Annotated in this window: 16 protein-coding genes; 8 read left to right on the forward strand and 8 right to left on the reverse strand. The window is 72.1% G+C overall.

What is annotated here, in order from left to right:
- Positions 1-10: 10 nt before the first annotated feature.
- Together ATM97_RS21120 and recC are read right to left on the reverse strand one after the other, a co-directional pair.
- Positions 11-3,364 (reverse strand): UvrD-helicase domain-containing protein, encoded by a 3,354-nt coding sequence (locus tag ATM97_RS21120; RefSeq protein ID WP_218719819.1) that lies wholly within the window; start codon positions 3,362-3,364, stop codon positions 11-13.
- Between the two features lie 8 nt (positions 3,365-3,372).
- Entirely contained in the window at positions 3,373-6,726 is a 3,354-nt protein-coding gene (recC, locus tag ATM97_RS21125) for an exodeoxyribonuclease V subunit gamma (RefSeq protein WP_218719765.1), read from the reverse strand.
- A 128-nt stretch (positions 6,727-6,854) separates the two neighbouring features.
- On the opposite strand from recC, the gene ATM97_RS21130 reads away from it, so the two are divergent.
- The 4 genes from ATM97_RS21130 (at position 6,855) to ATM97_RS21145 (ending at position 10,688) form a co-directional block, all read left to right on the forward strand.
- Positions 6,855-7,121, forward strand: coding sequence for a hypothetical protein (locus ATM97_RS21130; RefSeq protein WP_308248566.1), 267 nt, complete (start codon positions 6,855-6,857; stop codon positions 7,119-7,121).
- An 83-nt stretch (positions 7,122-7,204) separates the two neighbouring features.
- Positions 7,205-8,101: a tat pathway signal sequence gene (locus ATM97_RS21135; protein ID WP_218719766.1), complete on the forward strand. Its 897-nt coding sequence runs from the start codon at positions 7,205-7,207 to the stop codon at positions 8,099-8,101.
- A gap of 204 nt (positions 8,102-8,305) precedes the next feature.
- The gene (locus ATM97_RS21140) at positions 8,306-9,727 is read left to right on the forward strand and encodes an NAD(P)/FAD-dependent oxidoreductase (protein ID WP_218719767.1); all 1,422 of its coding nucleotides are present in this window, start codon (positions 8,306-8,308) and stop codon (positions 9,725-9,727) included.
- A 151-nt stretch (positions 9,728-9,878) separates the two neighbouring features.
- Positions 9,879-10,688: a hypothetical protein gene (locus ATM97_RS21145; protein WP_255588146.1), complete on the forward strand. Its 810-nt coding sequence runs from the start codon at positions 9,879-9,881 to the stop codon at positions 10,686-10,688.
- Positions 10,689-10,743: 55 nt separating this feature from the next.
- On the opposite strand, the gene ATM97_RS21150 is transcribed toward ATM97_RS21145, so the two are convergent.
- From ATM97_RS21150 to ATM97_RS21165, 4 genes are all read right to left on the reverse strand, one after another.
- Complete coding sequence (locus ATM97_RS21150; RefSeq protein ID WP_218719768.1) at positions 10,744-11,433, reverse strand: urease accessory protein UreD; 690 nt, start codon at positions 11,431-11,433, stop codon at positions 10,744-10,746.
- Positions 11,423-12,130 (reverse strand): urease accessory protein UreG, encoded by a 708-nt coding sequence (ureG, locus tag ATM97_RS21155; RefSeq protein WP_218719769.1) that lies wholly within the window; start codon positions 12,128-12,130, stop codon positions 11,423-11,425. The genes ATM97_RS21150 and ureG overlap by 11 nt, the downstream gene beginning before the upstream one ends.
- A gap of 37 nt (positions 12,131-12,167) precedes the next feature.
- Positions 12,168-12,818, reverse strand: coding sequence for an urease accessory protein UreF (locus ATM97_RS21160; RefSeq protein ID WP_218719770.1), 651 nt, complete (start codon positions 12,816-12,818; stop codon positions 12,168-12,170).
- A gap of 83 nt (positions 12,819-12,901) precedes the next feature.
- Positions 12,902-14,371 (reverse strand): MFS transporter, encoded by a 1,470-nt coding sequence (locus ATM97_RS21165; protein ID WP_218719771.1) that lies wholly within the window; start codon positions 14,369-14,371, stop codon positions 12,902-12,904.
- A 91-nt stretch (positions 14,372-14,462) separates the two neighbouring features.
- On the opposite strand from ATM97_RS21165, the gene ATM97_RS21170 reads away from it, so the two are divergent.
- The 3 genes from ATM97_RS21170 to ATM97_RS21180 all read left to right on the forward strand — a co-directional run bounded on the left by ATM97_RS21170 (position 14,463) and on the right by ATM97_RS21180 (position 16,917).
- Positions 14,463-15,152, forward strand: coding sequence for a TetR/AcrR family transcriptional regulator (locus tag ATM97_RS21170; RefSeq protein WP_218719772.1), 690 nt, complete (start codon positions 14,463-14,465; stop codon positions 15,150-15,152).
- Positions 15,153-15,185: 33 nt separating this feature from the next.
- Positions 15,186-16,166: a zinc-binding dehydrogenase gene (locus tag ATM97_RS21175; RefSeq protein ID WP_218719773.1), complete on the forward strand. Its 981-nt coding sequence runs from the start codon at positions 15,186-15,188 to the stop codon at positions 16,164-16,166.
- A gap of 73 nt (positions 16,167-16,239) precedes the next feature.
- Positions 16,240-16,917 carry a methyltransferase domain-containing protein gene (locus tag ATM97_RS21180; protein WP_218719774.1) on the forward strand — a complete coding sequence of 226 codons (678 nt, stop codon included), beginning with the start codon at positions 16,240-16,242 and terminating at the stop codon, positions 16,915-16,917.
- Between the two features lie 24 nt (positions 16,918-16,941).
- Here ATM97_RS21180 and ATM97_RS21185 read toward each other — a convergent pair whose 3' ends face one another.
- Positions 16,942-17,286, reverse strand: a complete 345-nt coding sequence (locus ATM97_RS21185; RefSeq protein WP_255588147.1) for a hypothetical protein — start codon at positions 17,284-17,286, stop codon at positions 16,942-16,944.
- A 66-nt stretch (positions 17,287-17,352) separates the two neighbouring features.
- On the reverse strand, positions 17,353-18,573 hold the full coding sequence (locus tag ATM97_RS21190; protein WP_218719775.1) for a DUF418 domain-containing protein: 1,221 nt from the start codon (positions 18,571-18,573) through the stop codon (positions 17,353-17,355).
- Between the two features lie 144 nt (positions 18,574-18,717).
- Between ATM97_RS21190 and ATM97_RS21195 the strand changes: the two genes are divergently transcribed.
- The gene (locus ATM97_RS21195; RefSeq protein ID WP_218719776.1) at positions 18,718-19,122 is read left to right on the forward strand and encodes a DUF4440 domain-containing protein; all 405 of its coding nucleotides are present in this window, start codon (positions 18,718-18,720) and stop codon (positions 19,120-19,122) included.
- Positions 19,123-19,161: the final 39 nt, after the last annotated feature.

The raw sequence follows: 19,161 nt of genomic DNA on the forward strand, positions 1-19,161 counted from the left end.
CCACGCGCGGTCATCGTGGTCCTCCCGCGAGCAGATCCGACAGCGCGACAACGAGTTCGGCGGGCGGATGCCAGTCGAACACGCCGTGGCCGGGCGGGGTCAGCGCACCGATCATGCCGCGCACGAACAGGTACCGCGCGCCACCGAGGTGCCGGGCGGGATCGTAGCCTGGCAGCCGCCAGCGCAGATAGCGGTGCAGCGCCACCGCGTACAGCAAGGCCTGCAGCGGATAGTGCGAGCGGATCATCTCGGTCACCATGTGCTCGCGACGGTAGTGCTCGACGGTGAGATCACCCGTGCCGAGCCGGTTCGTCTTGTAGTCGACGATCAGGTAGCGGTGCGTCCCGGCGTCGCCGGGCACCCGCAGCACGGCGTCGATACTGCCAGTGAGGTAGCCGCGCAGGACGGTGTCGGGCAACGCGGCCAGGTGGTCGGCGTAACCGGCGAGCACGTCGTCGGCGGGCAGATGCGTCCGCAACAACTCGGCGACGGCGTGCATCCCGGCCGACCGCGCGCCCGGGGTGTCGCCGCCACCGAGGGGCAGTTCGAATTCCAGCTCGCACAGCCGGTCCCGGGTGGCGACCGCCGCGAGCGAGCCGAAATCGGCGGGGGTGCGCAGGACCTCGAGCAGGGCGGTGGCCAGCAGGTCGACATCGAGTTCGGCCATGGTGTGCTCGACGGCCTCCGCACAGCGGGCGGCGACCTCGACGGCCAGATCCGGGGCCGAGGTGTCGACGGTTTCCAGGATGCCGTGCACGAGGGTGCCGAACTCGGCGCCGTAGGGCAGCGCGTTCATCAGCGACGGCGCACCGGTGTCGACGGCGGGAGCGTCGAGCGGGGCGTCGGCCGGCTCGTCGTCGGGTCCGGGCCCGTCCTCGGGTTCTTCCTCGCTGACCCCGGCCAGATCGTGCGCGCCCGCGGTGAGCGCGGAATACGACGTCCGCCGCCACTGCTGATCGAGTACCCGCGAGAACGCCGCGACAGCCAGCTCACCGGTCGGCAGTTCGGTCCTGACCCGGCGCGGCTCGACATCGTCGGGCCGGTCCACCGCGGTCACCGAGATCACCTCGGACGCGGGCGCCGCCCACTCCACGAGTCGTTGCACGGCAGCGGCGTCCGCGGGGATGTCGGCGCGGCGCGGAACCTGCGCCGAGCCGGGCCTGCGGCCCAGGATCATCCGGTGCAGCGGTGCCGCCGCGGTGGTGACGGCGGGTGCCCACCAGGCGACGACCTGGCACATGGCACGGGTCAGCGCGACGTAGAGCAGCCGCAGCTCCTCGCCCGATTCCTCGGCCTCGCTGCGCAATTGGCGCTCACCGTAACCGGGTGCTTCCTTGCCGCCGATATCGAGCACCCTGGTGCCGTTGTCGTCGTGGAACAGCAGCGTGGCCGGATACGGGTTCTTGGCGCTGTCCCATGCGAAAGGCAGGTACACGAGCGGGAATTCGAGTCCCTTGCTGGCGTGCACGGTGGCGATCTGCACGGCGGCGGCGTCGCGGTCCAGGCGCCTGCTGCGGCCGCTGACGCTGCCCGCCTCCGGATCGCGGACCCGATCGGCCAGCCAGCGGGTCAGCGCGGTCAGGCCGAGCCCGTCGGCCAGGGCCACCTCGTCGAGCAGCTGGGCGAGGTGGCGCAGGTCGGTGAGTTCGCGCTCGCCGTTCTCCACCGCCAGCAGGCGCGGCGCGAGATCGGTCTCGGTGGCGAGCTTGTCGAAGACCGCGGCGAACCCGGCACGGGCGAACAGGCGCGCCGCCTCCCGCAGCTGCGTCGAGACCCGCCCGACGAGATCGGCTCCCCCGGCATCGATCTCGGCCACCGTGACGCCCAGGATCGGCGTGCACGCGGCCAGCCGGACCCGGTCACCCCGATGCGGCTGCTCGAGCGCACGCAGCACCCACAGCCAGTCGGTGGCGGCCACGGTGGCGAACACACTGGTGCCGCCGGCCAGCACGGAGGCGACCCCGACCCGGTCCAGCGCCGCCCGCACCACATCGATCTGGGTGCGGGTCCGCACCAGTACCGCGATGTCGCCGGGCCCGATCGGCCTGCGCACCCGGCCGTCGCCGACCTCGGTGAGCGAATGATCGGCGCCGCGTTCGGGTTTGGCCTCGATGGTGGCGCCGGACTCGAGCAGGGTGACGATGTCGGCGGCCAGGTCGTCGGCCACCTCGGCGCGCTGCCTGCCGACCGAGGGGAACCCCGACCGGTTGCGCGGGCCCGCGCCGGTCCGCGGCAGCACCCGCAGCCGCAGCGGGGTGATCACGTCCGGATCGCCGTGCAGCCGGGTCGCAGGCCGGGTCGGCGTCACCGGATAGACGCTGATCTCCGGATGACCCAGTTCCGCACCGCCACACAGGTGGTCGAGCGCCCGCAGCAGTCCGGCGTCGCTGCGCCAGTTGCGGGTGAGTTCGCTGCGCCGCTCGGCCAGCGCGACCGCGTCCAGGTAGCTGAGCACCTCCGCGCCACGGAAGGCGTAGATGGCCTGCTTCGGGTCGCCGACCAGCACCAGCGTGGCGTGTTCGTGGAAGGCCAGGCGCAGGATGTCCCATTGCAGCGGGTCGGTGTCCTGGAACTCGTCGACCAGCGCGACCCGGTACCGCTGCCGGATCCGTGCGCACGCGCGTGGGCCGTGGTCCGGGTCGGCCAGCACCTCGTGCAGCAGCACCAGCAGATCGTCGAAATCGCGCAGTCCCGCCCGACGCTTGCGGCGTTCGGTCTCCGCGCGCACCGCCGTCGCGAAGGCCACCCGCTCCCCCGCCGCACCGTCGGTGCGCGGCGCCAGGTCGGCATGGCGGTCGTGCACGGCGGCCAGCGCGAGGGTGTGCGCCTCGCGCACCGTGAACGGCGCGCGGTCGCGGGCGTAGCGGGCGAGGTAGAGGTCGTCGGCGACGGTGGCGACCAGCTCGTCGACCGATTCCACCAGTCGCGCGCCCGGATCGTGTTCACCGGCCAGGCCCAGTTCGTCGAGCATCCGCTGACAGAACGAGTGCGTCGTGGCGATGGTACCCGCGTCGAAATCGGCCAGGGCGGTGAGCAATCGGTGCCTGCGCAGGCGCACGGTCGCCGGATCGGTGTCGGCCAGCGCGCGCACCAGCTCGTCCGGATGGACCCGCGCGGCGCCCGGATCGGCGAGCGCGGCGGCGACCGTCACGAAGCGGTCCCTGGTGCGCTCGCGCAGTTCCTGGGTGGCGGCGCGGCTGAAGGTCACCAGCAGCAGCTCGGTGATGGCGATGCCCGCCTCGGCGACGTAGCGCACCGCCAGACCGACGATGGCGTGGGTCTTGCCGGTCCCCGCGCTCGCCTCGAGCACCGTGGTGCCCGCCGGTAGTGGTCCGGCCGCGTCGAAGGCGGCCGGCGCCGACATCGTCCCCGTCACGGCTGCCCCTGACTCTCCGCCGCCAGCAGCGGCGCCCACCAGCGCCGCGCGATCGCCCCGAACCGGGTGCTCTCCGGTTCGCCCGCCGGGGCGGGAGCGGCGGCGAAACGGTCGAAGCGCGGGGCCCGGCCCCACACATAACGCAGATAGCGGTCGGTGTGGTCACCGAACTTGTCGGGACCGTTGGGGCCGCCGTCGAAGGCGTGTTCGGCGGCGAGCAAGGCGTCGGCGACGCTGTCGCCCCGGAAGCGGCGTTCGGCGTAGGCGGCGGTGGCGACCGGTGCGACTGGTAGCGGCTCGCACAGCCCTTCGTCGCGCAGCCGGACCAGCTCGCGGAGCACCGCCAGCGCGGCGGGCGCCTCGGGCGCCACGATCACCGACCGGGCGACCGGCCTGCTGCGGAACTGACCGCGCCCGGTGCTGATCGCCCGCCACGACCGATCCTCGGTCGCGGCGAGCGCCAGCAGCGAAACCCAGGCGGCCAGGCGATGTTTCGGGGCCAGCCGGGAGTAGGTGGTGCGCACCAGCGTCTCGCCGCGGACCTCGGGCACGGTGCCGGCCAGGGTGCGGCCGCCGCCGAGGTCGACGGCGATATCGACCGCGCGCGGACTCGCTTCGTAGTCGGGCTGGGCGGTGCGCACGAGCGTGTCGACGGTGCCCTCCACCTCGTCGAGGACCGCGCCGCCGAAAGCGAAGGGCGGCAACGTGCCGCGCCGCCATTCCGCGGCACGCAGCCCGGCGGGATCGGCGCCGGTGAGCCGCGCCGACAGCATCCGTTCGCCCAGATCCCATTTCGCCAGGCCGTCGAGTTCGATGGGCAGCTGGTCGGCGATGTCCTCGGCTTCCTCGGGCACCCGCAGTCCGAGGCGCTGCCACAGGAACGCGCGCACCGGATGCTCGGCGAAGGCGATCAGCTCCGCCAGTGCCACATCCCCCTGCGGGACCGGCGGCAGCGGATCGGTCAGCAACGGCGGGCGCGGCCGCGCGGGCCGGGCGGCCGCACGGGCGCCCGCCAGCGCGACGGTGTCGAAGCTGCGCGGCCGCTCGGGAGCGAAATTGCGCCGATCGAAGGCCTGGAGGGGATGGCGGACGTGCACCGCGGCCATCGCGTCCGGACCGACGTGGGCGGCGAGGACGTCGAGCAGCTCGGCCACCGGGACCGCCGGCGGGCGCGCGGCGCCGGTCACCGGGTCGGCGCCGGTGTGCAGGATCAGCAGCCGTTCGCCCGCCGCCATGATCGCGTCGAGCAGCAGCTGGCGGTCCTCGCTGCGGGCATCGCGTTCGCCGACGAGCGGGTCGCGGGCCAGCAGGTCGTCGCCGTCGACGGAGCCCGTCCGCGGGAAGACGTCGTCGTCGAGGCCGAGCAGAATCACCACCCGGTGCGGCACCGACCGCATCGGGACCAGCGTGCACACCGTGAGTTCGCCGGTGCGGAAATTCGCCCGTCCGGGTCCGCCCGCGAGGCGACCGGTCAGCAGCACCGCGACATCGGCCAGGCGCAGCGGCGTCCGGCCCGCGTGCTCGGTGGCGGCGACGATCTCGCGACGCGCCTCGGTCCGGATCCAGGAGTGCGCGTCGGGCACATCGGTGAGCAGGTCGACCGCGCGCAGCAGCACCGCCGTCCACTCGGCGGCCGGTCGCGGGCCGCGCAGATCGCGCAGGCAGACGGCGAGCCGGTCGACGAACTCGGCGAAGCGCCCCGCCAGGTCGACATCGTTGGAGTCGACGTCGTCGAGCGGCAGGGCCAGGTCCAGCCAGTCGTCGCCGGATTCGTCGGCGGTGACGCCGAGCAGGATCCGGTCGACCGCGGCGTTGAGAGTGTTCTGCGCGAAGTCGGCCAGGCCGAACGCCTCGCGCTGACGCTGCCCGATCCCCCAGCGGGCGCCGGACTCGGCGGCCCATTCGCGCAGCCGCTCGATGTCGTCGTCGTCGAAACCGCAGCGCCTGCGCACGGTCTCGCTCGCCGCCAGGTCCAGCACCTGCGTCACCGTGACGCGACCGTCGGCGAGCTCGAGCAGCTCGATGACCACCGCGAGCATCGGGTTGGTGACCGCCCGCCCACGGTCGGCGAGCCGCACGCGCAGCTGGTGGGCCGGGTGCTCGCCCTCGACGGGCAGATCGACGGCGCCGGTGCCGCGGTGACCGAAGGCCGCGCGGACCAGCGGCGCGTAGGCCTCCACGTCGGGGCACATGATCAGCACGTCGCGCGGTTGCAGGTCGGGGTCGGCGGCGAAGGTCGTCAGCAGCAGGTCGCGCAGCACCTCGACCTGGCGGGCGGGGCCGTGGCAGGCGTGCAGCTCGACGCTGCCGTCGGCCGCCGCGCCCGGCCCGGGGACCTGGTCGTCGCGGATCGCCGCCTGGACGATGCCGAGCAGCGTGGCGTCCGCTCGGGTGCCGGGGAGGTGGATCGTGCTGTGCAGCAACGGGTTCAGCCGCCGCTGGAGTTCCCGCACGTCCCTGGCCAGGCCGGCCAGGAGCGGGTGCCGGACGAGGTCGGCGGTGTGGTCGGCCGAGCGCGTCACCACCGGCGCGTCCACCTCCCCGTGGAGCCGTGTGACAGGGTCGGCCGCCGACAACGCCGTCCACATCGCGGGGCTCGGATGGGCCAGCCAGAGGTGGACGTCGCGGTGCTCAGCCAGCGCGACGAGCACCGCGAGCTGATCGGCGGGCAGCCGGGTGAGGCCGAACAGGGACAAGCGCGCGGGCAGGTCGACCGAGTCCGGTGCGGCCCGCAGCCGCGCGCACGCCGCGGCGAGCCGTTCGGCCGGGCTCGGCGAGCCGACGGCCGCGCGCAGTGCCCGCCACAACAGCGGCTGCCAGGCGAGGTCCTCGGGGACCGGACCGCCCGCGCCGTCGGTGTCGGCGCCGCGGGCCCAGTCGAGGATCAGCTGCGGTCGCTGCGCGGCGTAGGAGTCGAACAGCACCGCCAGGTGCGCGGCGGTGGCGTAGCGCCTGCCCACCCGATGCCCCGCGCCGGGCAGCCCGAGGTGGCGCGCCAGCACGGCCGCCCACGGCTGCTCGACGACCTCGTCGAGCACGCCCAGCAGGGTCCACACCAAGCGCTGGCCCGCCCACGGATCGTCGGCGGGCGCGACCCCGCTCGCGGCGGCCAGCACCTCGGCCACCAGCGCCGTCGGCGCGGGAAACGCGATATTGGCGGCCACGCCGTCACCGGCGCCCGCCACGCCGAGCACGCCCGAGAGCCGCTGCGCCAGCCAGCGCTCCACCCCCTTCGCCGGGACCGCGACCACCTCGGTGGTGAACGGATCGACCGGCGCGTCGGCGAGCACCCGCCCCAGTCCGTCGGCCAGCGCGTCGGCGCGTTCGGCGCGATGGAGGTGCAACGGCATCCGTTGTTTATACGCCCAGCGACCGACCCGCAATCGTGCGGCCCCGCCGGGACCACCGCGCAGGGCGAGTGAAATAGACCACACCGCAACGCGTCCCGGCCGTGCCTGCGCCACCCTGGTTACCCACCGTGGGATCGTTGCCCTTCGGGTGGGACAGTTCGGCCGCAGGCGAAAGGCTGGTCCGGTTCATGATCGCGCAGGTGATTCCCCTGGTTCCCGGTGGCGGTTTCATCGTCCGCCGTGTGGGCGACCGCTGGGAGCTGATCAACTCCCGGCGCTACGGGCCGGATCAGGTGCTGCACTCCTGGCCGCTGAATCAGCACGGCGAAGCGTTCGAGCACTGCCACCGGCTCAACGGCTGTACCATCGCTACCCCGCACGCCGCGCATCACTGAGCGGAAAACCGGTGCGGCGCAACGACGCTGTAACACACTCGGGTGCGCACCTCAAGTAGTGCACAACGGCGTCAGGTGTGCGAGTGTGGTCCCTCGTGCGTGACCGTTCCCCCGCCACCCGCGTCGTTCCCCGGGTCGCAGCAACCGCCTGTCTCCTCGCCGCCGCGGCCGTCCTCACTCCGGGCGTCCCCGTGCTGGTCCCTTCGGCCCACGCCGTGCCGCCTGCGCTCACCCAGGTGTCGCAGCCCGGCTTCGACAGCGATATGAGTTCGCGGATCGCGCGGGTGAACGCCTATCTAGCCGGGCGCCCCGGCGTCACCGGGTACGTGCTGCGCGATCGCCGCACCGGTGGCATCTACGCCAACGAGCACGCCGAGAACCAGGTGTGGACCGCCTCGACGATCAAGCTGGCCATCGCCGCCGACCTGCTCAACCGGGCCAGGGTCGGCGCCATCGGACTGTCTCCTGAGGACCGCGCCAACATGGAGTCGATGCTGGCCACCTCCAACGATCACGCCGCCGACGTGCTGTGGAACAAGTACATCGGCATCGATCGGATGGCCTACAACAACGCGTTTCGCGCGTACGGCATGGTCAGCCTGATCCCGCAGCCGACCGCCTCCGCGATGTTCCCCGACTGGTCGTTCCAGAAGTGCACCGCCGCCGACCTGGACCGGCTGATGAACACCATCCTCGACACGATGCACCCCGACGACCTCGCCTACCTGCTGGACCGGATGCGCTCGGTCGACTCCAACCAGCACTGGGGTGTCTGGGGCGCCGGCTCGCGGATGCGGCCCGGCCTGAAGAACGGCTGGTCGGCCGAGGCCGACGGCTGGGTGGTCAACTCGGTCGGCGTCGCCGGTGACGGCGAGCGCTACACCCTGGCCATCATGAACGCCCTCGGCAGCGACGGCGGATACACCGAGGGTTCCGAGACCGACACCAAGGTCGCCGAGCTCCTGCTTGCCGGTCGCTGACCTTTCCCGTCCCGTATTCTCGATCTTGTCGACCGGTCCGCGTGCCACGGTGTCGCTCACCGCGGTCCGCGGTTCCCGGTGAGAGAACGCACCACAGCAGGATCGGAACCGGGATCTCGTGGCGACGCTGCCTCCGGAGCCGACTACGGTTAACCCTGTCACCACCGTTGCGGGGCCCACCCCAGTCTGTCGAGGAGCAGGACGATGAGCACTCAGTCTGTCGGGAACCAGCGACACCGTGTGGTGGTGATCGGTTCCGGGTTCGGCGGCTTGTTCGGCACCAGGCACCTGCGCAAGGCAGATGTCGACATCACCCTGATCTCCAAGACCTCCACGCACCTGTTCCAGCCGCTGCTGTACCAGGTGGCCACCGGCATCCTCTCGACCGGCGAGATCGCGCCCGCCACCCGGCTGGTGCTGCGCAAGCAGAAGAACGCGCAGGTGTTGCTCGGCGATGTCCACGACATCGACCTGGTCAACAACACGGTCACCTCGCGACTACTCAACCGCGACACCGTCACCCCGTTCGACAGCCTCATCGTCGCCACCGGCGCGCAGCAGTCGTACTTCGGCAACGACCACTTCGCCACCTTCGCGCCCGGCATGAAGACGATCGACGACGCCCTCGAACTGCGCGCCCGCATCCTCGGCGCCTTCGAGCAGGCCGAACTCGCGACCACGCAGGAGGAGCGCGACCGGCTGCTCACCTTCATCGTCGTCGGCGCCGGTCCGACCGGCGTGGAGCTGGCCGGTCAGATCGCCGAGCTGGCCGACCGCACACTCGACGGCACCTTCCGCACCATCGACCCTCGTGACGCGCGCGTCATCCTGCTCGAGGGGGCGGGCGCGGTGCTCGGCCCGATGGGCCCCAAGCTGGGCGCCAAGGCCGCCAAGCGGCTCGAGAAGATGGGCGTGGAGATCCAGCTCAACGCCATGGTGACCGATGTCGACGCGCACGGCGTCGTCGTCAAGGACGCCGACGGCGGCACCCGCCGGATCGAATCCGCCTGCAAGGTGTGGTCGGCCGGTGTGCAGGCCAGCCCGCTGGGCAAGATGATCGCCGAGCGCTCCGAGGGCACCGAGGTCGACCGGGCCGGGCGCGTCATCGTGGAACCGGACCTCACGGTCAAGGGTCACCCGAACATCTTCGTGGTCGGCGACCTCATGTCGGTGCCCGGCGTGCCGGGTCAGGCGCAGGGCGCGATCCAGGGTTCCACCTACGCGGCCAAGGCCATCAAGGCCGGTCTCAAGGGCCAGACCCCCGAGCAGCGCGCGCCGTTCAAGTACTTCAACAAGGGCTCGATGGCGACGATCTCGCGGTTCGACGCCGTCTGCCAGATCGGCAAGATCGAGTTCAGCGGCTTCCTGGCCTGGCTGGCCTGGCTGGCGCTGCACCTGTACTACCTGGTCGGATATCGCAGCCGGATCGTCACCGTGATCGGCTGGTTCGTCTCCTTCCTCGGCCGCAATCGCGGTCAGATGGCCGCCACCGAGCAGTGGGTCTTCGCCCGGCTGGCGATCGAGGAGGTCCAGTCCGATCAGGCCGACGCCGACGAGCTGGCGGCGGCGCTGGGTGCCCCGCCCGGTAACAACAGCAAGGCGCGTCAACAGCGCGAAGTCGGCTAGGCGCCGTGTACCGCGAGGCCGGGTGGTTCCCCGAACCACCCGGCCTTCGCCGTATTCCGGGTTGCCGTCGTTTCGGACCCATCCGGGTCCGGTCCCGGTCCGAATGCCGGACGTCATATGTGTGACCAATCCCCCGGATGAAAGGTGATCTATGGCGACGGGGAAACACAGGGCGCCGAGCCCGCAGCGACAGAAGGTGGGTTCGGTCGTCGCGGCAGGAGCGGTACCCCTGGTCATGGCCCTGATCGGCACGGGCACCGCGAACGCCGATCCCGCGCAGGCGGCGGTGACCCAGACCGAGCATCCGGCCGGGCCGGAGTTCGACGCGGTGGCACCCAACGCCACCCCCTATGTGGGCCAGCAGATGCCGGAGAACACGCGCAGTTCGCTGGCGTGGTCGCGATCCGGCCCGGAGACGGATTACCTGTCCCCGGTGGGCACGCTGCACACGCCGACCGCGGTCGCGCCGGTGCCGCCGATCCTGCCGCCACCGGGACAGTTCCGCTTCGGTGACCAGCTGGTCCCGGTGCCGGACTTCGTCCCGGTCGACACGTCGATCCAGATCAACGACGCCGCGGCCAACACCGAGGCCAATCTCGCGACGTTCCTCGACTCGGTCGGGCTCGAGCGCAGCCGCTCGGACCGGATCGCCTCGGAGACCCTGGGCTCGGCCGCCCGCGGCGCGGCGGTCGGGTCGATGGTGGCCACCCCGTTCGCCATGGTGGCGAGCACGGGCGGCGCGGTGGCCGGTCTGGTCGCCGGTATCCCGTTCGTCCCGATCGGCCTGGTCGCGGGCCCGATCCTCGGCGGGATGGCCGCCTACATGGCGGTGTCGGTGCCGTTCACGGTGGTCGGCGCCGGTGTCGGCGCGGCGGTGGGCGCGGCGAGCGGGTTCCTCGCGCCGCCGCGCGCGGCCGCGCCGGAGTCGATCGCCGACGACGCGGCGCTGGTCAGCGCCTGATCGTCGCTTCGTACCGCAGTGGGAGCCGGGGTTCGCCCCGGCTCCCACTGTCGTTCTAGCCGACCGTGACCGCGTGCGCCGCCTCGTCCGGCGAGCCGGCGCGCAGGCGGGAGCCGGTCCGGGTCGCCAGTGATCCGCCCGCGGCCAGCGGCAACCGCACCGCGTCCAGACCACCGGACCAGGCGGGTCGATCGTCCGGATAGCGCAGTTCGCTGTCGAGGGCACGGGCGGCGCTGAGCCGGTCGTCGGTGACCGTGTCCGCACCGAGGGCGAGGCGGTGGCGCAGCAGCGGCAGATCGTCGAGATCGGCGATCAGGTCACCACGCCACCGGCCGGCGTCCTCACCGCTGCGCCCGAGCTGCACTCGCTCGCGAAGCCGCAGCCGCGCGTCGGCGGCCAACCGCACGGTCGTCACCGTGTGGTGCTGTGCGCCACCGGCGACGATCGTCGGTTCCGGAGCGAAATCCAGTTCCGCGCCCGCGCCGACCTCGAAGTGCCAGTGCCCCACCGACATCGGTGTCCGCGCACTCGGCAGCGCGATCGTCGCCGCCACCGACCGGACGATCAAGCGCGCGCCCGGCAACACGACGATGCGGATATCGAGCTCGTCCCCACCGAGCGGGGTCGCCGCGGTCCCGATCAGGTGCACGGTGTCGGCGCCGGTGGACCGCCCGGCCAGGCCGCCGACCGCGTCGATGCGCGGCAGCCTGCCCGGGGCGGCGACGATGCTCAGCTCAGTGCGCAACGCCGGTCGCCGCGTCCTGTTCGGCGGCCACCCGCAGCTGCTCGCGCACCCACGCCAGCACCGGGGTGGCGGCGGGATCGTCGGTCAGCGATACCAGCGCGGTGGGACGCCCCTCGCGTACCTTGGCCGCGTCGCGTTCCATGACCCCCAGATCGGCGCCGACCAGGGGCGCCAGGTCGGTCTTGTTGACCACCAGCAGATCCGAGAAGGTGACACCGGGGCCGCCCTTGCGCGGCACCTTGTCGCCACCGGCCACGTCGACGACGAAGATCTGCACGTCGATCAGGCCCGAGGAGAATGTCGCGGTGAGGTTGTCACCGCCGGACTCGACCAGGATCAGGTCCAGCGGCGGGTTGGCCGCGACCAGGTCGTCGATGGCGTCGAGGTTGGCGGTGATGTCGTCACGGATGGCGGTGTGCGGGCAGCCGCCGGTCTGCACGGCGGTGATCCGCTCGTCGGGCAGGACCGCGTGGCGGCGCAGGAAGTCGGCGTCCTCGGTGGTGTAGATGTCGTTGGTCAGCACGGCGAGGGACAGCTCGTCACGCAGCTGCCTGCACAGCGCCGCGACCAGCGCGGTCTTGCCGGAGCCGACCGGGCCGCCGATGCCGATCCGCAGCGCCTCGCCCGGCGTGCGGTGCCGCTTGGGACGGTCGTGGCTGTGATCGTGCGGTTCGCCGTCGATCAGATGGGGCGGCATGGGAACTCCTTCTCGAGGGGACGGGGATGTCGGGCGGCTACGAAGCGAACAGCGGCATGTCGCGATCCAGGTGACGTTCGGCCAGCGCGTCCTGCAGTGGGTCCGACAGCGCGGCCAGGCCGGTGACCGCCTCGGCGGCGATCCGGTCGCACAGCGGGGCCAGCCGCATCGTGCCCGCGGCGATGGCGGCGGGATCGAGGGCGAGCAGCCGTTGCGCGGCGGTGGCCGCGCCGGTGAGCGTGGTGTAGACGACGACGCCCGCGAGCTGGTCGGGGCTGGCGCCGCAGGCGGCGCCGACCATCCCGAACACCGTCGACAGATGCGGCCGTGCCCCGGCGCGGGCCCACTGCTGTTCCGGCCACAGCTGTTTGGCCAGCCGCAGCAGGCCACGGCCCTGCGCGCGCGAGGCCGCCCGCGCGGCGGGCGAGGGCGTCCTGGCATCGGCTTCGAGCTCGGCGCGTTCCGGGGTGAGCGTCGCCCCGCACACGGCGGCCGCGAGCGAGGCGGCGACCAGACCCGAGGTGGCGATCCGCCGGCGCAGATACAGCTCGACACCGGCGGTGTCACGCACCAGCCCCGCCGCCACCGCTTCCTCGACACCGCCGGAGTGCACATGCCCGCCGATGGGCAGGCGCGAATCGGCCAGGGCGAGCAATGTCGCCAGGCCCGCCGCACCCTCGTTTCGCATCCGCCGATCCTATGCAACGGATCTGGACATCCGCCCGGTGAGGGCGCACAGTGGCGCCGGTCACCCCGCCGCTCGGTCGTGGGTCAGCGGGCGCTGCGCGCCGATCGCCAGGCCAGCGCCGCCATCGCGATCAGCAGCAGCGCGCCGCCCGCGGTCGCGACATGCATGCCGCTGACGAAGGACTCGCGCGCCGCGTCGATCAGGCCGGTGTCGCCGTTTGCCTCGGCGACGGTCTCCCCGAGGGTCTCGCCGAAGTCACCGCCCGACCGGAAGACCAGCGCCGCCACCGAGCCGAGCAGCGCCAGCCCGAGCGCGTTGCCGAGTTCGAAGCTGGTCTCGGAGATGCCGACCGCCGACCCGGCCCGCTCGGCGGGCACGGCCGAGACCGCCACATCCGAGACCAGCGTGAACGAGATGCCGTAGCCGATACCGGCGATCACCGATCCGAGGATGTACCACGGCAGCCCACCGTCGACACCGACGCCGAGCAGCATCAGATTGCCCAGGGCCGACATCACCAGCGCGAGGGTGAAGGTGGCCCGCACGCCGAGCGCGCGCCCGACCCGCGCTCCGCTCATCGAGAACACGAACACCGCGATCGCCATCGGGATACCGAGCAGCGCCGCCTGCAGCGGGTCACGCCCGGTCACCGACTGCAGGTAGATGCTGGTCAGGTAGCTCATCGCGGCCAGCGACATCATGCCGACCAGGCTCGCGCCGATCGCGACCCGGAACAGCGGTCGGGTGAACAGGCTCAGGTCCAGCAGCGGCTCGCTCAGCTGACGCTGCCGGTGCACGAACGCCGCCAGCACCAGCACGCCGATCGCCGCGATCCCCAGCGAGGCGAGGTCGAAGCCCTCGGCCGCGAGGTGCTTGATCCCGTAGACCACCGGCAGGATGCCGCCGATCGAGAGCACGACGCTGGGCAGATCGAGCGGGCCGAGCGCGGTCGAGCGGTGCTCGGGCAGCAGGATCGGCCCGAACACCAGCAGGATCGCCAGCACCGGGATGTTGATCAGGAACACCGAGCCCCACCAGAAGTGGTGCAGCAGCAGGCCGCCGATGATCGGGCCCACGGCCGAGCCGCCGGCGAAGAACGCGGTCCAGACGCCGATCGCGGTCGCCCGTTGCCGGGCGTCGGGGAACAGGCTGGAGATCAGCGCGAGGCTCGACGGCAGCAGGGTCGCGCCGCCGATGCCCATCAGTACGCGCGCGGCGATCAGGACCGGGGCGCTGGGCGCGAACGCGGCGAGCACCGAGGCGAGGCCGAAGATGGTGGCGCCGACGAGCAGGATGTTGCGCCTGCCGATCCGGTCGCCGAGGTTGCCCATCGTGATGAGCAGGCCGGCCAGCATGAACCCGTAGATGTCGAGGATCCAGAGTTGCTGGGAGGCACTGGGATCCAGGTCCGCGGTGAGGGTCGGCATGGCGAGGAACAGCACCGAGATGTCCATCGACACCAGCAGCACCGGCAGCAGCAGCACGCCCAACCCGAGCCATGCGCGGCGTCCACCGGCGACTGCGGTGGGCACCGCCGGGCCCAGCTTCGTCATTCCGACATCCTTCCAGGGGTTTGCGTACACCGTACGCGGGGAACGGGTACAGTGTACGCAGCAAAAGGCAAAACGGAAAGCGAGTCATGGGATGACTGACGCGAAGCTCACACGCACCGCGATCGTCGACGCCGCGATCACCCTCGCCGACGCCGACGGACTCGACGCGGTGTCGATGCGCCGCATCGCCGACCGGCTCGACGTCGGCACCATGTCGCTGTATCGCCACGTGGCCAACAAGGACGAACTGATCGCGGCCATGACCGACGAGATCGCGGCCCGCCATCCCTACCCGGATCCGACCGGCCAGGGCTGGACCTGGCGTGACCGGGTCCGCATCGCCGCCGAGATCGATTGGCAGCTCTACCAGCAGCATCCCTGGGTGCTGCTGACCTTCGCCGTCCCCCGCTACAGCTTCGGCCCACAGGGCCTGACCAGCCTCGCCTGGCTGGTCGAGGGCCTGCGCGCGCTCGACGTCTCGGCCCGCGAGGCCACCACCATGGCCTTCACGGTCTGGAATTACATCTCCGGCGCCAGCCTGCCGGTGGTCGGCGGTGCCCTGCTGACCGAGAAACGCACCGCCACCGACGACGCGAACGGCCTGCGCGATCTCCTCGACGGCACGCCGTCGTCGCCCGTGCCGCCCGCGCTGGCGGAGCTCAACGGCGCCGGGGTGAGCGAGCTGACCTCCGAGGACCTGCTGTTCCTCGGCTTGGACGCCCTCTGCGACGGTTTCGCGGCCCGCGCCGAACGCCGTGCCGCCGTGGACGGGCGGGCTTGACCTCGAGAGCCGTTCAGGTTGAACAGTGGTGGCATGCACGCAATCCGACTGCACGAATTCGGTCCGGCCACCAACCTCCGCTACGAGTCCGTCCCCGAGCCCGAGCCGGCGCCCGGCCAAGTGCGCATCGCGGTGGCGGCCTGCGGCGTCCACCTGGTCGACACCGCCCTGCGGCGGGGCGAGCCCGGCCCCTTCCCGGTCCCGTCACTGCCGACGGTGCCGGGCCGTGAGGTCGCCGGCACCGTCGACCGGGTCGGTGCGGGTGTCGACGCGCGACTGCTGGGCACCCGAGTGGTCGCGCATCTGGGCGCCGCCCCCGGCGGGTACGCGGAGTTCGCGACGGCCGACGCCGACCGGCTGCTGACCATCCCCGATGGCGTGTCCCCGAGCACGGCGGTCGCGATGCTCGGGACCGGGCGCACGACCCTGGGCATCCTGCTGTTCACCGAGCTCGACGCCGACAGTGTCGCGGTGGTGCCCGCCGCGGCCGGCGGGATCGGCACCCTGCTCGTGCAGTACGCCGTCGCGGCCGGCGCGACCGTGGTCGGACTGGCGGGCGGCCCGGACAAGGTGCGCCGGGTCGCGGCGAACGGCGCCGCTATCGCGATCGACTACACCGCCGAGGACTGGCAGGGCACGGTTCGCGCTCAGCTGGGCGGGCGCACCGCGACCGACGTGTTCGACGGTGTCGGCGGCGCGGTCGGCGCCGCCGCGGTCGAACTGCTCGGCCCCGGCGGCAGGCACCTGATCTTCGGCTGGTCCAGCGGCGCGCCGACCGCCGTCGATCCGGACGCACTGGCCACGCGGGGCATCACCTCCCGATCGGTGCTCGGTCCGGCGATGCTGGAGCGCGCCGGCGGCGACCTGCTGCCGCTGTCGCGGCGGGCACTGACCGCCGCCGCCGACGGCCTGTTCCGGCCCGCGCGCACCGAGTTCCCGCTCGCGGAGGCGGCGCGGGCGCACGAATCCCTCGAAAATCGGTCGACCACAGGAAAAGTCGTGCTGATTCCCTGATTCGCCGAATCCTTTCCCGCGGCTCGCCGAATGTCGTGCGGCGGTCTCGCGCGCGGTGGTGGAGACTGGAACCATGACCGACGCGCAGCCGTCCGCCGACCGTCGACTCGCCGCCCAGGCGCTGGCGGCCGACGATCCGACCGGCTGGTTCGAACCGCTCTACGCCGAGGCCGCGGCGGGGACCTCGGTCGTTCCGTGGGACCGCGACGAACCCAATCCGCTGCTGGTCGACTGGTTCACCACCACCCCGACGCCCCTGGGCCGCCGCGCTCTGGTCATCGGCTGCGGGTACGGCGTCGACGCCGAGTTCGTTGCCGCGCAAGGCATCCGGACCACCGCCTTCGACATCTCGCCCACCGCCATCCGCGGCGCCCGCACCCGCTTCCCGCAGTCCCCGGTCACCTACAAGGTCGCCGACCTGCTGCACCCACCCGCCGCCTGGCTCGCCGCCTTCGACCTGGTCGTGGAGTCCATCACCATCCAGTCCCTGCCCCCGTCCGTCCGCGCGGCCGCGATCGCCGCCATCCGCGGTTTCCTGGCCCCCGACGCCACCCTCCTGGTCATCGCCGACATCGCCACCACCCCGGCCCCGGGCCCACCCTGGCCCCTCACCCCCGCCGACATGAACGCGATCGCCACCCCCGACCTCATCCCGATCCGCATCGAACGTCTCCCCCGCCCCGACACCCCGGGCCGCCACCGCTGGCGTGCCGAATTCCATCGCCCCGCGGCCACGGACACCTCTGCCTGACCGACACCGCTACGCCGCCCCGAGTCAGCGCGACGCCGGCGCATCGCCAGAGCCTGCCGCCGTGGTTCGGACTCCTCGCCAGCCGGCCCAGCTCAGCACAAGTCCGGCCAGCAGTCCGAGCATGGCGGGTACGGCGACCAGACCGATGCGCAATCGCACCGTCGGGTCATCGAGGCTCCCCCTCGGCTCCACGTCGACACTTCCCGCTGTCCCGGACCACGGCTCATAGCTGCCGCCGTAGACCACGAAGACGTCGATGTCGCTCACCCACCATTCGAACAGGCCCATCGCGGCCAGCCCGCATCCGAGACCGAGCGTGGTGAACGCGAGAATCGTGCGAGCGCGGGAGCTCGGCATAGCGGTCGTCATGGCCCCAGTGAAGCAGCATCGACCGCAGCCCGGTCGCAGTCTCGGCGGTCGCGACGGCCCCGCCGGCTATCGGGCTTGTACCGCAACCGATTCGGTCGGCCGGCGCCACGCCGGGACGGTCAGGTAGGTCGCGGCACGCAGCACCCATTCGATCGGCCCGTACGGGTGACCGCGCAGCCACCACGAGCTCAGGGCCAGCTGGGCGGCGAAGGTGAGCAGGCCGATGCCCACGACGCCCAGGGGCGGGATGTCGTCGGCCAGGGCGAAGCCGTAGCCGGTGTAGACCACCATGAGCACGATCGATTGGCCGATGTAGTTCGACGCCGCCATCCGGCCCGCCGGTGCGAGCCGGGCGGCGAAGCGGCTCGTGCGGGCCGACCGGGCGAGCCGCACCACCACGGCGACGTAGGCGAAGGTCATCACGGGGCCGACGAGGTATTGCAGCCCGTGGATCAGCGCGGGCGCGTTCCACCAGCCCATGACGTCGGCGAAGGTGAGTGCCGAGATGGGCAGGCCGAGGCCGAAACCGACCACCATCGCGCGGGCTGACCAGCGGCGCACGGTGTCGGGGTCCTCGAACAGGTTCCGCTTGCCCGCCGCCATGCCGAGCAGGAACATGGCGAAACTCGGAATGCCCTGGGCGAACCAGATCAGCAGCAGGAAGATCGGAGCGAGCGCGGTCTGCGCCGCGAAGGTGTCGGCGAAGCCGCCGGTGTAGTCGGCGGCCAGCTTCGGCAGGTCGAAGAACTCGCCGAGGCCGAGGATGCTCGTCTCGCCGGGCAGGAAACTCCACACCGACCACACCGTGTAGAGCACCACCCCGGTGACGACGGCGGTGCGCGGCCGCAGCTTGCGCAGCAGGATCAGGTGCAGGCACAAGAACGCGTACAGGGTGAGGATGTCGCCGATCCACAGCAGATACACGTGGACGAGCCCGATCGCCATCAGCGCGGCGCAGCGCAGCAGCAACCGCCGCGCTGGCGCGACTCCGGCGCGTTCGGCCGCCGCGATCTGCAGGGTGAACGAATACCCGAACAGGAACGCGAACAACAGGTAGAACCGGCCGGTGAACAGGGCGTCGACGGTGGCGCGCACCAGGTGGTCGGCCGTGCCGTCGAACCGGGGCACCGGTGCGTCGCGGGTTCCGGTCGCCGACCACAGTGTCGTCGCCACGATCAGGTTGGTGATCAGGATGCCGAACAGGGCGAACCCGCGCAGGATGTCGACCTCGGCGATCCGTCGACCGGAAGATACTGTGGGCGACCGCGTTCCGAGTGCCTCAGCCATGGAGTGAGCGTAGGCGCGGTGGCGGGTCCACTTCGTCCACCGTGCGGGCTATTTTCAGCCGCTACCGCCGCCGTACCCCATCCACCCTGCGGCGTATTGACTTCCCCCGCCGGGCCTGCCACGGCGCCCACCTAGACTGCGGGAGTGTCGCATTCCCTTCCGGTCCGCCCCGAGCTGTCGGCGGCCGTCGAATCCCTGCACGCCGACCTCGCCCGATGGCTGGGCACCGCCGCGCCGGTCGAGGTGTTCGACCGCTTCGCCGCCGCCCAGCACCCGGACTTCACCATGGTGACCACTACCGGCGCGGTCCTGGCCCGCGACGAGCTGCTCACCGGGCTGCGCGGTGCCCGCAACGCACAGCCCGGCCTGGCGATCGAGATCACCGAGCTCGAATGCCTCCTCGACGACGACACCGTGGTGATCCGCTTCCTCGAACGCCACCTGTCCGGCGACGCCGCGACCGCCCGCCGCGTCACCGCGGTCCTTGTCCCCGACGACCGCGCCGGGCAGCCGCGCTGGCGCACCGTCCACGAGACGCCCCTGGCCTGACCGGGCCGCCGCGCCCGCGGTGCCACAATGGAACGCGAA

The organism is Nocardia sp. MH4 (assembly GCF_019266065.1).
GTDB classification, from domain to species: Bacteria; Actinomycetota; Actinomycetes; order Mycobacteriales; family Mycobacteriaceae; genus Nocardia; species Nocardia canadensis.